Origin of the sequence: Mesorhizobium loti (assembly GCF_013170705.1) — a bacterium.
In the GTDB taxonomy this organism is placed as follows: domain Bacteria; phylum Pseudomonadota; class Alphaproteobacteria; order Rhizobiales; family Rhizobiaceae; genus Mesorhizobium; species Mesorhizobium loti_D.
Map to the genome: position 1 here is coordinate 4,406,064 of NZ_CP033334.1, position 14,063 is coordinate 4,420,126.

Below are 14,063 nucleotides of genomic sequence, written 5' to 3' on the forward strand. Positions count from 1 at the left end.
TGAAGCAATGGAAACCAGAGCCAACTACGTCATTGTCGGCATTTTCACGCTGGTTGCGATCCTGGCGGCGTTCGCCTTCGTCTACTGGACGGCGGCGATCGGTGACAGGGGCGAGACGACGCTGTTGCGGGTGCGCATTCCAGGTTCGGCCTCCGGCCTCGGCCGCGGCAGCTTCGTGCTGTTCAACGGCGTCAAGGTCGGTGACGTCAAGCGCGTCTATATCGACGTGGACAACCCGACCGTCGCCATCGCCGACACCGAGATCGACCGGCTGACGCCGATCACCAAGTCGACGCAGGCCGATATCGGCCTTGCCGGCCTCACCGGGCAGGCCAACATCGAGCTCAAGGGCGCCGACCCCAAGGAAGTGAAACTCCTCGATCAGGCCGAAAAGGAAGGCAAGGTCGCCGAGATCGTCGCCAATCCGTCCGCCGTGACCAATCTGCTGCAGACGGCGCAGAACATCTTCACCCGCGCCGACAAGGTGTTGACCGAACTCGAGGGCTTCACCAAGGATGTTCGCGGGCCGCTGACGCAGACTGTCCAGAACGTGCAGACGTTCTCCGATGCGCTGGCCAAGAATTCCGACGGCATCGACAAGTTCCTGTCCAGCGTCAGCGCGCTGTCCGACGAACTCAAGGGCGTGTCCGGCAAGCTCGACGGCACGCTGAAGGCGGCGGAAGGCCTGCTCAATGCCGTCGACAGGGACAAGATCAAGAGCATCGTCGCCAATGTCGATACGGTGACCGCGAACCTCAAACAGACATCGCAGCAGCTCGACGGTGTGATCAAGAATGTCGACACGGCGGTCGGATCCGTCAATGACTTCGCCAAGCAGACGCAGGGAACGCTGGCCAAGGTCGACGGCGTGCTGGACGGTGTCGATCCGGCGCAGGTGCGTGCGGCCCTGGCCAACATCCAGAAGGCCAGCGAAAACGCCAACAAGGCCGCCGCCGACATTGCCGTGGTGACCGACAAGTTCGCCAACCGCGCCGACGATATCGACCAGACGATCAAGGACGCCAAGCAACTGGCACAGCGGCTCAACGATGCCTCGGTGCGCGTCGACGGCATCCTTGCCAGGGTCGACACCTTGCTTGGATCGGGGCAGGCCGACGGCGTAATGGCCGACGCCAGGGATACGCTGAAGTCGTTCAAGCAGGTTGCCGATACGCTGAATGCGCGGCTGGGCGTCATTACCGACAATCTGGCGCGCTTCTCGGGCCAGGGCCTGTCGAATGTCGAGGCGCTGGTGCAGGACAGCCGCCGATCGATCACGCGCATCGAGGAAGCGGTCACGGATCTCAGCCGCAATCCGCAGCGCATTCTTTCGGGTGGCGACGGCGAGGTTCGGCAATTCGATGGCAGGGCACGGCGTTGACTTCGACGTCTGCTCGCCTCAGAAACAGTCATTGCGGGTGCAGGTTATTTTGAGGTCGATACATAACGGGGACAGCAGGGGTCGCGCGTGAAGTCGATTGTGTCCAGATCGGGCCTGGCATTGCTTGCCTTGGTCCTCGCCAACTGCGCGGCGTTGCCCGGTGGCGGACCCGCGCCGCTCGACACGTTTGAGTTGTCGGCGCCTTCGGTCGACGCGCATGGCCACAGCCGCAAGCAAATCCTGATCGCCCAGCCCTCGGCACTCAAGGCGCTGGACAGCCAGAACATCGTCATCAAGCCCTCCGACCGCTCGATCCAGTATCTGAAGGGCGCGCAATGGGCCGACCGCCTGCCGCTGATCGTGCAGGCGCGGCTCGCCGAGACATTCCAGCGCTCGGGCAGCTTTGCCGGTGTCGGCAAACCGGGCGAGGGCCTGGCGATCGATTATCAGATCATCGTAGAGATCCGATCCTTCGAGGTGCGCGTCGACGGTGGCGAGCACGCCGAAGTCGACCTGTTCGTGCGCATCCTCAACGACCGCAACGGCGAGGTGCGTGCGTCCAAGAGCTTCACCGCGACCGCACCGGTTTCGGGCAGTGGCAATTCCGCCTATGTCAGTGGGCTGGACGCCGCGTTTGGCGATGCCGCCAAGCAGATCGTCCGCTGGACCGATTCGGTGATCTGAGCGCCCGGCGCGCCGGATAGACCGACGCCTGCATGTTACAGGCGGTCGAAGACGTCCGGCCGCAGTTTTCCGGTCTTCATCAGGTGCTGCAAGGCGTAGGTTACCGACAGCGCATCGTCGAGCGCGTCGTGACCCTGTAACGGCGGGTGTTCGACACCATAATAATCCGCAAGCTTGTTGCTCGGCGTCCTTGCCAGATCCTCGATCGGCATCCCGGCCGCGATCAGCAGCTTCACGGCATTGTCAAACCGGGTTGCCGGGATGGAAGACTGAATGCCTGCGACATAGCAGCTGATGGCGATCATGTTCAGTTCGTCCTTGCCCCAGGACCAGAATCGCGCGCCCCCGGAAAAACGATCGATATCGGCAAGGGCTTCTCCCAGCGCGACCCCTTCGGTCTCGATGTTTTCCTCGGTGATGCCGGTCAGTTTGGTGAAGAACGGGTCGAGCGCATATTCCCGGCCAAACCGGTCGATCGGTCTGATATAGGCCTTGTGTGTACCGAGCAGCGGAAAATCGTCTTCGAGCCCAAGCCTGACGGCGCCGATCTGCGCGATGACCGGGTCGGGATCGTGGGCAGCACACCAGAATCTGCGTTGCGAACCCTCAAGGCAGAGAAACTCGCAGTCGAATATGATTGCCGTCTTCACGGTCGGCCCCTTTTATCGAGGATCAGGGCAGCGGATTTCGCCCGTGTTCTTCGCGCCGTCGGGAAACCGGACTTTGCGCCGCGCGCGTATCGAACGCATGCGTCGGCTCGCAGCTGCGAGACGGTTTCAGCGACGGAGCTTTGAGGCGGTTACAGGCGGGGCGGGGCCCGCCTGCAATTCCGGCTCAGTGCAAGCGGCCGCTGGCATGGGCCAGCATGGTGTAGACCTTGCCGGTGTCCGACGTCAGATAGGTCTGCGCCATGATGTTGTCGCGGTCGTTGCGCGAGACATCCTTCAGCAGTTTCTCGAAGTCGTCGCAGTAGCGGTCGACCGCGGCGCGGAACTCGGCCTCTCCCTGATATTTGCGGCGGATCTCGTCGAACGTCTGCTGACCCTTCAGCGTGTAGAGCCGGCGCGTGAACACGTCCCGCTCGCCGCGCCGATAGCGGTTCCACAGCTCGATCGAAGCGTCGTGGTCGATGGCCCGTGCAATGTCGACAGAGAGAGAGTTCAGCGATTCCACCACATGCAGTGGCGAGCGCTGCGCAGGGGCCGCGCGCGGCGCTTCCGCGGGCGCCGAGGGTGCAGCCGCCGGCCTGAGATCCGCGTCGTTCGACGCCGCGGTCAGGAGGTCACGAACCCAGCCGCCCTGCGGCGTGCGGGTGTTGGCGTCGGGACGTTGCTGACGCGGTGCCGCCTCAGCCGGACGCTCGAGGTCGAGCGTGCCGCGCAGTGCGGCGCCGCCCAGCGGCGCCTGAGGCGTGCGAAGCTCGGGCTGCTGCGGCGCCGGCGCGCGACGCGGCTCGGCAGCGCGGGTGGCCGGCGCTTGCGGCGCCGGACGCAAGGTGCGCGGCTCCGAGGTGTCGCCGCCGCGGCCGGACTTCGCAACGATGTCGGAAAGCTCCTTCAAGGCGTTGATCTGCTCTGAAACGGCGCGGCGGATGGCGGAGGTCGATTCCTTTGCCTCTTCCGGCATCTCGATGACGCCTTTCTTGAGCTCGGCGCGGGTGAGGTCGAGTTCGCTCTTGATCGAGCCCGCGGTGCGCCGCATCTCCTCGGTCGCATCGGCGAAGCGCTTGGTGGCCGAATCCACGACATCGGTGATGGCGTTGCGGATCTTGTCGGCCGATTCCAGCGTCTTGCCTTCGGCGTTCTGCAGCGTCTGGCCGACGAGGTTTTCGAACGAGCGCATGACCCTTTCGAGATCTTCCGACTTCTTGACCAGGCCGACGGCGAGATCCTCGAGCGACGACTGCCTTTCCAGCGTGTGCTCGAGGTTGCTCTGGGCAGAGCTCAAGAGGTCCGAGGCACTGGCCAGCAGACGGCTGTGTTCATCGAATTTGGTGGCGATCGAGGCCACTTCGCGCAAGGTCGACGACGACAGTTCCGTCAGCCTTGTGGTGTTCGAATCGACCAGGCGCGCCGAGCTGGCGAAGGTCTGTGCCGCCTTTTCGGTGGTCGCCGCGAAGCTCTGTGTGCTGCCGGTCAGGCGTTCGTCGACCTGGCCGAGGTTGACCGCCGCCTGCTCGATCAGCTGACCGAGCTGCGAGCTGGAGTTGGTCATGCGGCCGATAAGATCGGCAACGCTGTCTGACAGCGACGAGCGAGCGCCTTCGACCGCCGACAAGGTCTCGGCGGTGCGGCTGGCGAGCGCGTTGACAAGGGCGGCATTTTCGCTGCGCAGCTTCTCGGTCGCGCGTTCGGTGACCTCTTCCATGCTCTTCTGCAGTTCCGAGCCACCCTGGGCGAAGCGCTCGACCAACGGCCGGGCGGTTTCGTCGAGGATCCTCGACATTTCGGCGGAGCGGGCCGCGAGCATGGTGTTGAGTTCGCGGGTGTTGGCGCCGATCGTCTTGGCGGCGTCGTTGGTGCTCTGGCCGATATGCTGGCCAACCGCGGTGAAGGTCTCGGCGATCACATTGGCGCGCGAAACGAGTTGCGCCTCGGCGGTCGAAACCTGTTCGTTGAGCCTCTGCCCCATCGTCTCGGCGGTGAAGGCGAGCCGGTTCTCGACGCTCGCGATCTGTTCCTCGACTCGAGCGGCCGCGGCCGCCGCGCTCGATGCAAGACGCTCGTCGGCGCCGGCAAGCGCCTGCTCGATTTCGCGGGCATGCACGGCCAGTTCCTGGCCGGTCTGGCGGGCACGGTCGGCGACCCTCTGCTCGGTGTTGGCGAAAGCACCGACGATGGTCTGCGCATGTTCGCCGATCGTCGACGAGCTGTCGGCGATACGCGAGACCAGGCGCTGGTCTGCCTCATCGAAGATGCGGCCGATTTCCGACGCACGGCTGGACAGGGCGTCCGAGCCTTCCGCGATGCGCGAGACCAGTTGCTGGTCGGCGGCATCGAAGATGCGGCCGAGGTCCGAAGCGCGGGCGGCCAGCGCCTCGGCCGATTCGCCAATGCGCATGCCGAGCCGCTGGTCGGCGCTTTCGAAGTTGCGCAGGATGTCGCCGGCGCGGGCGGCCAGCGACTGTGCCGTCTCGACGGCGCGGGCAACCAGTTTCTGGTCGGCCGCGTCGAACGTGCCGGCGATCTCGCTTGCACGGGCCGCCAGATGATCCGCGGTGTCCTGTGCCCGGGCGGCCAACTGGTCGGTGGTTGCCTGGGCGCGAGCGGCGAGCTTCTGGTCCGCCAGGTCGAAGGTGCCGGCGATCTCGCCGGCGCGGGCAGCCAGCTGATCGGCGGTTTCATGGGCACGCGCCAGCAGCGTGCTGGAGGTGTCGTCCGCACGGGCAAGCAGTGCGTTCGAAGTATCTTCCGCACGGGCGTGGAGGCGACGATCAGCCTCCTCGAAGGTGCGGGCGATGTCCTCGGCCCGCGCCAAAAGGGCGGCTGATGTCTGCTCAGCGCGCTCGGCGATCTTGCGGTCGGCGTCACTGAAGGCAGCACCGGCCTGCTCATGCAGCGTGCTGGTGACTTCCAGGACCTTTTCGCGCAATGCGCCGGCGACGAAGACCGCACTCTTCTCAAGCACGTTGCGGACGTTGTCGACGCCTGTCGAAAGCGCACGCTCCATGGTTCCGGCGCGTTCCTCGATTACGCCGGTCTGACGGCTGAACGCCTGCTCGATCTTGTCGACATCGGCGGCGATCGCGGCCGAAATGTCGGTGCTCCGGGCCGCGATCTGGTCGATATGGCCCGACAGCGAGCGGTCGACGTCCTTGCGGGTCTGGGCGAGCTTGCCGAGATCGTCTTCCAACGCGCGGCTCAACATGTCGCGGCCTTCGGCCAGCTTGCCGACATGGCCGGCGATGATGTTATCGATCTCACCGCGGCTTTCGGTCAGCTTCTGCAGGTCGGCCTCCAGGACCCGCGAAAGCTGCCCGCGATCCTCCGCCAGCTTTTCCGACTGGCTGGATATGACACCCTTGATGGTGTTGAGATCCGATTCCAGCGCGCGCTTGAGAATGTCGCGGCCTTCGGCCAGCTTCTCGACCTGGCCGGCGACCAGCCCGTCGATGCTGGAGCGGCTTTCGGCCAGCTTGGCGAGATCAGCTTCAAGGGCGCGCTTGAGAATGTCGCGGCCTTCGGCCAGCTTCTCAACCTGGCCGGCGACCAGCCCGTCGATGCTGGAGCGGCTTTCGGCCAGCTTGGCAAGATCGTCCTCGAGCGCTCTCGACAGGGTGGAGCGCTCCTGGACAAGCCTGTCGGCGTGGCCAGCGACCAGGCCGCTGACGCTGTCGAGATCGGCCTCCAGCGCCTTCGACAGGGTCGAGCGCTCCTGGACCAGACGCTCGGCATGGCTGTTGACGAGGCTGTTGACGCTTTCGAGGTCGACTTCCAGCGCCTTCGACAGGGTTGAGCGATCCTGGACAAGCCGCTCGGAATGGCTGTTGACGAGGCTGTTGACGCTTTCGAGATCGGCTTCGAGCGCCTTGGCGAACTGGGCGCGGTCGTCGACCAGTTTCTGCGACTGGTCGGCAACGGTGTTCTTGATCGTGTTGAGGTCGGCCTCGAGCGCGCGTTTGAGAATGTCGCGGCCTTCGGCCAGTTTCTCCACCTGGCCTGCGACCAGACCATCGATGCTGGAGCGGCTGTCGGCAAGCTTGGCGAGGTCGTCCTCGAGGGCCTTCGACAAGGTCGAACGATCCTGAACCAGCCTGTTCATGTGGTCGGCGATGACACTGTTCACATTCTGCAGGTCGGCCTCCAGGACCCGCGAAAGCTGCCCGCGATCCTCCGCCAGCTTTTCCGACTGGCTGGATATGACACCCTTGATGGTGTTGAGGTCCGATTCCAGCGCGCGCTTGAGAATGTCGCGGCCTTCGGCCAGCTTCTCGACCTGGCCGGCGACCAAGCCGTCGATGCTCGAGCGGCTTTCGGCCAGCTTGGCAAGGTCGGCTTCGAGCGTTTGCGAGAGCAGGCTGCGATCGTTGGCAAGCCTTCCGGAATGATCGTCAAGCAGGCCCCTGATGCCCGAGAGGTCGTTTTCGAGCGAACGACCGAGCTGGGTGCGGTCTTCCACCATCTTTGCCGAATGGGTCTCGATCAGGTTCTTGATTCCGAGAATGTCGTTTTCCAGCGCCTTGGCGAGCACCGCACGGCCTTCGGCGATCTTCTCGACCTGGCCGGCGACCAGCCCGTCAATGCTGGCGCGGCTGTCAGACAGCTTGCCGAGATCTGCTTCCAGGGCGCGCGAGAGGATGTTGCGGCCTTCAGCCAGTTTTCCAACATGCCCGGCGACCATTTCATCAATGATCGTACGGGCTTGAACGAGTTTCCCGGAGTCTTCGTTGAGGGCCAGTGAAAGCCGGTTGCGGCCTTCTTCCAGCCTCTCGAGGTGGCTACCGAGCGATGCATCGATGGCGGCGCGCGATTCGTTGACCTTGCGCAGGTCCTCCTCGAGGGCGCGTGCGATGAGGGCGCGGCCTTCGGCCAGCTTCTGCACCTGGTTGGTCACGGCGGCATCGATGCCGGCGCGGCCCTCGGCGAATTTCGCGAGATCCGCCTCCATGGCGGCCGCCATGCGTTCGCGGCTTTCGGAAAGCTTGCGGCTGTGGTTTTCGACGGCTTCCTCGATGCCGACGCGAGCATCGGCGAGCCGCTGGATGTCGCTGTCGAAGGAGCGCGAGACGACGTGGCGCGCCGCTTCCATGCGCCCGGCGAAGTCGCTGGCGCGGGCCTCCAGCATGCTCGATGTCGAGGTGACGATGTCGGCCATGTCGGCGCCGATCTGGGTCTTGCCCTGATCGATCATCGCGCTCAGCGTATCCCTGCTCTCGGCGAAAGTGTGGGCGATTTCGCGGGCGCGCTCGACCAGCGTCTCGTTGATCTGGCGGGCTCGCGCCTCAAGCGCGGCATTGAGCTTCTGCGTGCCCGTGTCCAGTGCTTCGGCGCGGGTCTGGAATTCGCTGATCAGCGCCTGGCCGCGTTCGGCCAGCGTGCGCTCGATGCCGTTGAGGCTGGCTTCGAACTCCGAATTGAGGGTGCGCGCGGCGCCGCCAAGCAGCGACACCATGCCGGTGGTTCGATCGTCGAGCAGATCGGTCAGCGACCGGGTCAGGCCGTCCGTCGTGTCCGTCAGTTTGGCAATGCGCGTGTCGAGCAGGCTGGCGAAGGCCTCGCCGGAGGTCGTAAGCCTGTCGGTGATGCTGTCGAGCCGGCCTTCCACCGAATCGAAAATCGACATCGAGCTTTCATTGATGCGGTCGATCAGCGTGTCGCCGGAATTGGTGATCGTCATCGACAGCTTGGTCGAGGCGTTGAGGATCGAGTCGCGGATGATGTCGCTGGCAGCGCCGATTTCATCCCTGAGCGTCTCATGCGCACCCGAAATGGAGGCGCGGACCCGCTCGGCATGAGTGACGACCGCCTCGCGCTCGCTGCCGAGCCCGTCCACCAGCGAACGGATGCGGGTTTCGTTTTCCGAATAGGAGCGCTCGATCTGGTTGACTTCGCTGTGGACCAGCGTTTCCAGTTCAACGGCGCGGGCAAGCGTGCGTTCGATGCCTTCGCCCATGGCCGCCACTTCGCGGCGAACAGCCTGGCCGATCATCATCACGCGATCCTGCGCCATGTTTTCCGGCTCGGTCAGGCGGAAGGCGACTTCCGTCATCGACTGTGCGGCAATGCGCATGTCCTGGGCGCGGCGAATCATGGCCGCGAAGGCCCAGAACAGGATGATCGGCACGATCGCCGCGACGGCGAGGCCAATCAGTTCGGGGCGGGCAAGGAACTGGTCGAGCGTGCCGATACGCCAGATGCTCGGTCCGAACAGCAGGTTGGCGAGCGCACCGGCACCCGCGATCCAGGCAAGCGAGACAAACGCGATGATCCAGTAGACGGTGTTGGAAGCCCGCCTGTTGAGGCTGTGCAGGAGGGTCTTGTAATCCTTCTGACGATCGTCGTTGGCCGGCGCAAAGCCCGCGGGCTGCGTGCCATTGCCATTGCGTGTCTCCACGGGGCGCAGTTCAGCGGGCTTGGCCTTTGGCGCGGGCTTCGCGGCCTGATTGGTCGCGGGGGGCTGGCTGGCCACGGGCGCCTGAGGGGCGGCGGGGGCCGGATTCTGGTTGCGTCCTTCGCGAGCCAGCTCGTCGGCGGCCTGGGATATCTGCGCTTCCAGATCTTCCATCGAAGCCGCGATATCGAGATCGCCGCTACCGATGTCGCCGCTGAGGTCGAGATCGAGCGCTTTTTCCAGTTCCCTGGCTACGTCGTTGTCGAGAGTTCTCGTGTTCGTCGTTGGTTTCTTCGCCATGCCTTCGCTACCCTGTACTAGCTGCCGCGGGCTTATATGATTGTGTTTGTCTTACCCCCGCGCAGGAGGCTGAAAATGGACCCCTCGTATCGTAATGACACAGGGGGGTAAAGAAAACATGCATTCCGCGGGATACGTAAAACTTTAAATATAAGGTTAACGGAAGCGTGATTTGGGCGCCGTTTTCGCAACATTTTTCCGGGCCATTCATTAACCCGTTGTCCATTGGATTCGCCTAGTTTTTCAGGCGGCCGAAGAAAACGGAGTTCGAGTTCATGCGTGGCGAAAGCGGCATTGCCTTCTCAATGCCCGGGGGCGACGTATCGGGAACCAGGCAGTCCCGACCGGTCGATTTGGCACACCTTGCCCGGCAGACGATGGGCGATCGCGCTCTTGAGCAGGAGGTGCTGGCGCTGTTTGTACAGCAGGCGCTGTCCGTGCGCGACAAAATAGTCGACGCCGATCTCAAGGACCGGCTTTTGCTTGCTCACGGGTTGAAGGGCTCGGCTCGCGGCGTCGGCGCCTTCGCCATTGCCGATTGCGCTACCGAGATCGAGCGGCGGCCGGAAGACAGCCAGACGCTCAAGCGGCTCGGCACGCTGATCGACGAAGTGCGCGATTTCATCGCCGCGATCAATCGCTGACCCGGTTTGTGGAAAAACGTCACCGAGCGCCGCTTTCGCGCGGCAGTTGACTTGTTTGCCGGAGTGATTATCTCGGCTGAAACTCCCTTCAGGTGACAAATGACCAAACTGACCTTCATCGCCCATGACGGCACACATTTTGACGTGGATGCCGATAACGGCTCGACGGTGATGGAAAACGCCATCCGCAACGCCGTACCCGGGATCGAGGCCGAGTGCGGTGGCGCCTGCGCCTGCGCCACCTGCCATGTCTATGTCGACGAGGCATGGACGGCGGAGGTCGGCGAGCCCGAGGCGATGGAGGAGGATATGCTGGACTTCGCCTATGACGTCCAGCCGAATTCGCGGCTGTCCTGCCAGATCAAGGTGCGCGACGCGCTCGACGGTCTGGTGGTGCGGGTGCCTGAACGGCAGGGCTGAAGCCGATTTTTCCAGCTGCCGCTTGGCAGCGGGGCGGTGGTCATGCAGTCTCACGCCAATCCAGCAGCGAGGCATAGCGCATGACCGGGATCATCAGCACAGACGTCCTCATTGTCGGAGCGGGGCCCGTCGGGCTGTTTGCCGTGTTCGAGCTCGGCCTGTTCGACATGAAATGCCACCTGATCGACATTCTCGACAAGCCAGGGGGCCAATGCGCTGAGCTTTATCCGGAAAAGCCGATCTACGACATCCCCGGCTGGCCTTCGATCTCGGCGCAAGGGCTGGTCGACAAGCTGCTCGAGCAGATCCATCCGTTCAAGCCTGACTTCACCTACAATCGCATGGTCTCCAGCCTGGAGAAGCTGGAGGACGGCAGCTTTCGCGTGACCACGGACGAGGACGAGGTGTTCGAGGCCAAGGTGGTGGTCATCGCCGCTGGCGGCGGCTCGTTCCAGCCGAAGCGCCCGCCGATTCCCGGCATCGAGCCCTATGAGGGCAAGAGCGTCTTCTATTCGGTGCGCCGGATGGAGGATTTTCGCGGTCACGACCTCGTCATCGTCGGTGGCGGCGATTCGGCGCTGGACTGGACACTGAACCTGCAGCCCGTGGCGAAAAGCGTGACGCTGGTCCATCGGCGCCCTGAATTCCGCGCCGCGCCCGACAGCGTCAACAAGATGTACGCCATGCAGGAGATGAAGCAGCTGGAATTCAGGGTCGGCCAGGTGACTGGCCTGGCCGGCGCCGACGGCCAACTGTCGTCGGCCACCATCAAGGGCGGTCCGGACGGCGATATCGAAGTGCCATGCACGCGCATGCTGCCCTTCTTCGGCTTGACCATGAAGCTTGGCCCGATCGCGGAATGGGGGCTCAATCTCCACGAGAACCTGATTCCGGTCGACACCGAGAAGTTCCAGACATCGGTGCCCGGCATTTTCGCGGTCGGCGACATCAACTGGTATCCGGGCAAGCTGAAGCTGATCCTGTCGGGCTTCCATGAAGTGGCGCTGATGGCGCAGGCCGCCAAGCGCATCATCAGTCCCGGCGAACGCATCGTGTTCCAGTACACGACCTCGTCCACGAGCCTGCAGAAGAAGCTCGGCGTGGTGGACGCTTCCTAGGGCGTTTCACTGTTTCGCGGAAACGAGAAAGACGCCCTATCTCCTTGATTTAACGCAATTCGCAAGGGAAGGCGTGTCGCACTTTCGTGGAATTGCTCCAGTCTAGTCCGCCAGTACAGGGGCTTCGGGCCGGCCGCGCAGCGGCTTTTCCGGCATCAGGCTGAGCGTCAGAAGCGCCAGTATCAGCATCACCACGGCGGCTGCGAAGATCACCCAGAAAGCCGAAGTCCCAGCCACGGCTCCGCCCGCCTGGGCGCCTTCGCCAGCCAGCGGCAGGCCGTTACCCAGCGCGACGGCACCTAGGATCGCCACGCCGAGCGCGCTGCCCAGCGAGCGCAGGAACGTCATCACGCCGGTGGCGACGCCGAGATGCTTGGGGTCGACCGCGTTCTGGACCGACACCGTGGCGACCGGAAAGGTGGTGCCGCTGCCAATGCCGATGCATGTCGTCAGGATCTCGACGACCAGCAGCGAGGCCTGCCCGGCCACAAGCGTGAGGATGGCGAGACACACGGCGGCGAAGGCCAACCCGATCATGGCGATCCGCTTGTAGTGGGCGAAGCGTGGGATGGTGCGCCCGCTGAATGTCGCGCCGGCAACCGTGCCCAGCATCAGCCCCAGCAGGGCGGTGCCGGATTCGCTTGCAGACAAGCCGATGACCGATTGCAGGTAGACCGGCAGATAGACCGACAGCCCGATATTGGAGGCCTGCAGGAGGAACAGGGAAAGCGTGCCGCCGAGAACGATCGGGTTGGAGAGCACTTCGAGCGAGATCAGCGGCTCGGAAGCGCGCAACAGCCGCAGCGCGAACGCGCACCAGATGATGGCCGAACTTACCACCAGCCCGAGGATTTCGCGCGACAGCCACGGATACTCGCTGCCGCCCCAGTTCAAGGCAAGAAGCAGCAGGGCGGTGGCCGCGATCAGAAGCAGCGCGCCAAGTCCGTCGATGCGATGCCGCTTTGCCGCGACCGGCAGCTTCCTCAGCGGCTTGTTGATGATGGCCATCGCGGCGATGCCGAGGGGGATGTTGATCCAGAAGATCAGCGACCAGTGCAGGTGTTCGGCGAAGGTGCCGCCCAACAGTGGCCCGGCGATGCTGGCGACCGCCCAGGTGCCCGAAATCCAGGCCGCGTACCGTGCCCGCTCTCTGGGCGGCACAAGGTCTCCGATCACGGTCTGCGCCAGGGCGAACAGGCCGCCGCCGCCGGCGCCCTGGATGGCGCGCCCGACCACCAGCACGAACATGTTGGGAGCCATCGCGCTGACAAGCGATCCCAGAAGAAAGATCAGGATCGCGGCATAGACCGTTGGGCGACGGCCATGGACGTCCGAGATCTTGCCGTAGAGCGGCGCCATGGCGGTCGCGGTCAGCAGGTAGCCGGTGACGATCCAGGGCAGATATTGCGCATGGCCAAGCGCATGCCCGATGGTCGGCATTGCCGGCGCGACGATGGTCTGGTCGAGCGCCGCCAGCAGCATCGACAAGAGCACGCCGCCGATGATGGCGTTCTTTTCGGCCTCGGTCAGCGGTGTTGCGGCAGCCGCGATGGTCTGCTTTTCGACAGCCTGGTCCATAGTCTTTTGTCCATGTGCTCGCGCGCTGTCCGGATCACCGATTGGGCTTGTCTGGTGGGTGCGCCGCGCGATCGGCCGTGATGCCCGTGCTTGGAGGGTTGTGCCCTGCCAACCCGTGATATGTCGTTCCGTATAGGCCGATTTCGACTGCCGTTCGAAAATTTTTCGAAGCTGGCATTACGCTTCGGCCCGATTGGCCTGCGTCGGCGCCACTCGGTGCGCCCGCGAAATTCAGGCCGGCGGCAACTGGCCATTCTGGATGCGCTCGATGCGATAGCGCATGAGCCGCAGGATACGGCTTTCGAAATTGACGCTTTCGACGCGATCGAACTGCACCTGGGCGCGGTCGTGCCTGGCGAGGACGGCGGCGGTGATCTCGGCCGCCTTGGCCTTGGCCGCATCGCAATCCTTCCGGGGATAGGTCGCCTTCAACGCGTCTTCCAGCTCGCGGGCATGATTCTTGGCGATCTCGACATGGCGTTCTTCGTGGCGCTTGATGTCGGCAGCCAGCGTATCCCAGAACAGCTTGACATCGGCATCCGCGTTGCGCGGGCGGCGCCATTCCGGAAGGATTACCTTGACCTTGAGGGTCACGACCGCGTCGGCGATCCGGCAGGAGCCAGCCTGCCGGGCGTAGCTGATACGGGTGGTGAAGGCCATCTGGGTGGCGCCGGGATGGCGCGAGCCCGTGCTTTTGACCTGCGGCCCGTGTTTGGAGAGCTGCTTCTCGATATCCTCGAGCGTGCTGCCGCCAATGGAAAAATAGCTGTATGTTTTCACCACATTTGCCGCGCCCGCCGGGATGGCGGTTGTCACAGCAAGCAGCAGCGCGCAGAGCAGGGTTCGTTTCATCATATTGCCTCTTCGACCACCTTGCTTTACGGCCGT

General features: G+C 64.0%; 9 protein-coding genes. 5 read left to right on the forward strand and 4 right to left on the reverse strand.

Features of this window, described 5'->3' with window-relative positions; translation table 11 throughout:
* Positions 1-7 precede the first annotated feature (7 nt).
* Positions 8-1,381: an MCE family protein gene (locus EB815_RS21435; RefSeq protein WP_056576676.1), complete on the forward strand. Its 1,374-nt coding sequence runs from the start codon at positions 8-10 to the stop codon at positions 1,379-1,381.
* Positions 1,382-1,468: 87 nt separating this feature from the next.
* Positions 1,469-2,065 (forward strand): ABC-type transport auxiliary lipoprotein family protein, encoded by a 597-nt coding sequence (locus EB815_RS21440; RefSeq protein WP_056576680.1) that lies wholly within the window; start codon positions 1,469-1,471, stop codon positions 2,063-2,065.
* Positions 2,066-2,100: 35 nt separating this feature from the next.
* Here the strand turns inward: EB815_RS21440 and EB815_RS21445 are convergent, their stop codons facing one another.
* Both EB815_RS21445 and EB815_RS21450 read right to left on the reverse strand, forming a co-directional pair.
* Positions 2,101-2,715 carry a 3'-5' exonuclease gene (locus EB815_RS21445; protein WP_056576684.1) on the reverse strand — a complete coding sequence of 205 codons (615 nt, stop codon included), beginning with the start codon at positions 2,713-2,715 and terminating at the stop codon, positions 2,101-2,103.
* Between the two features lie 184 nt (positions 2,716-2,899).
* Complete coding sequence (locus EB815_RS21450) at positions 2,900-9,415, reverse strand: kinesin (RefSeq protein ID WP_056576688.1); 6,516 nt, start codon at positions 9,413-9,415, stop codon at positions 2,900-2,902.
* Between the two features lie 275 nt (positions 9,416-9,690).
* On the opposite strand from EB815_RS21450, the gene EB815_RS21455 reads away from it, so the two are divergent.
* From EB815_RS21455 to EB815_RS21465, 3 genes are all read left to right on the forward strand, one after another.
* On the forward strand, positions 9,691-10,059 hold the full coding sequence (locus EB815_RS21455; protein ID WP_056576692.1) for an Hpt domain-containing protein: 369 nt from the start codon (positions 9,691-9,693) through the stop codon (positions 10,057-10,059).
* A gap of 99 nt (positions 10,060-10,158) precedes the next feature.
* Positions 10,159-10,479 (forward strand): 2Fe-2S iron-sulfur cluster-binding protein, encoded by a 321-nt coding sequence (locus EB815_RS21460; RefSeq protein ID WP_056576695.1) that lies wholly within the window; start codon positions 10,159-10,161, stop codon positions 10,477-10,479.
* 80 nt (positions 10,480-10,559) lie between these two features.
* Positions 10,560-11,597 carry an NAD(P)/FAD-dependent oxidoreductase gene (locus tag EB815_RS21465; RefSeq protein ID WP_056576698.1) on the forward strand — a complete coding sequence of 346 codons (1,038 nt, stop codon included), beginning with the start codon at positions 10,560-10,562 and terminating at the stop codon, positions 11,595-11,597.
* A gap of 102 nt (positions 11,598-11,699) precedes the next feature.
* Here EB815_RS21465 and EB815_RS21470 read toward each other — a convergent pair whose 3' ends face one another.
* A complete protein-coding gene (locus tag EB815_RS21470; RefSeq protein WP_056576699.1) occupies positions 11,700-13,175 on the reverse strand; it encodes an MDR family MFS transporter in 1,476 nt (491 codons plus the stop codon).
* Between the two features lie 231 nt (positions 13,176-13,406).
* On the reverse strand, positions 13,407-14,030 hold the full coding sequence (locus EB815_RS21475) for a DUF922 domain-containing Zn-dependent protease (protein ID WP_056576702.1): 624 nt from the start codon (positions 14,028-14,030) through the stop codon (positions 13,407-13,409).
* Positions 14,031-14,063 lie beyond the last annotated feature (33 nt).

Coding starts and splice junctions, on each gene's coding strand:
- EB815_RS21475 (WP_056576702.1), bottom strand. CDS start 14,030: ATGATGAAACGAACCCTGCTCTGCGCGCTGCTGCTTGCTGTGACAACC.
- EB815_RS21450 (WP_056576688.1), bottom strand. CDS start 9,415: ATGGCGAAGAAACCAACGACGAACACGAGAACTCTCGACAACGACGTA.
- EB815_RS21455 (WP_056576692.1), top strand. CDS start 9,691: ATGCGTGGCGAAAGCGGCATTGCCTTCTCAATGCCCGGGGGCGACGTA.
- EB815_RS21435 (WP_056576676.1), top strand. CDS start 8: ATGGAAACCAGAGCCAACTACGTCATTGTCGGCATTTTCACGCTGGTT.
- EB815_RS21465 (WP_056576698.1), top strand. CDS start 10,560: ATGACCGGGATCATCAGCACAGACGTCCTCATTGTCGGAGCGGGGCCC.
- EB815_RS21470 (WP_056576699.1), bottom strand. CDS start 13,175: ATGGACCAGGCTGTCGAAAAGCAGACCATCGCGGCTGCCGCAACACCG.
- EB815_RS21460 (WP_056576695.1), top strand. CDS start 10,159: ATGACCAAACTGACCTTCATCGCCCATGACGGCACACATTTTGACGTG.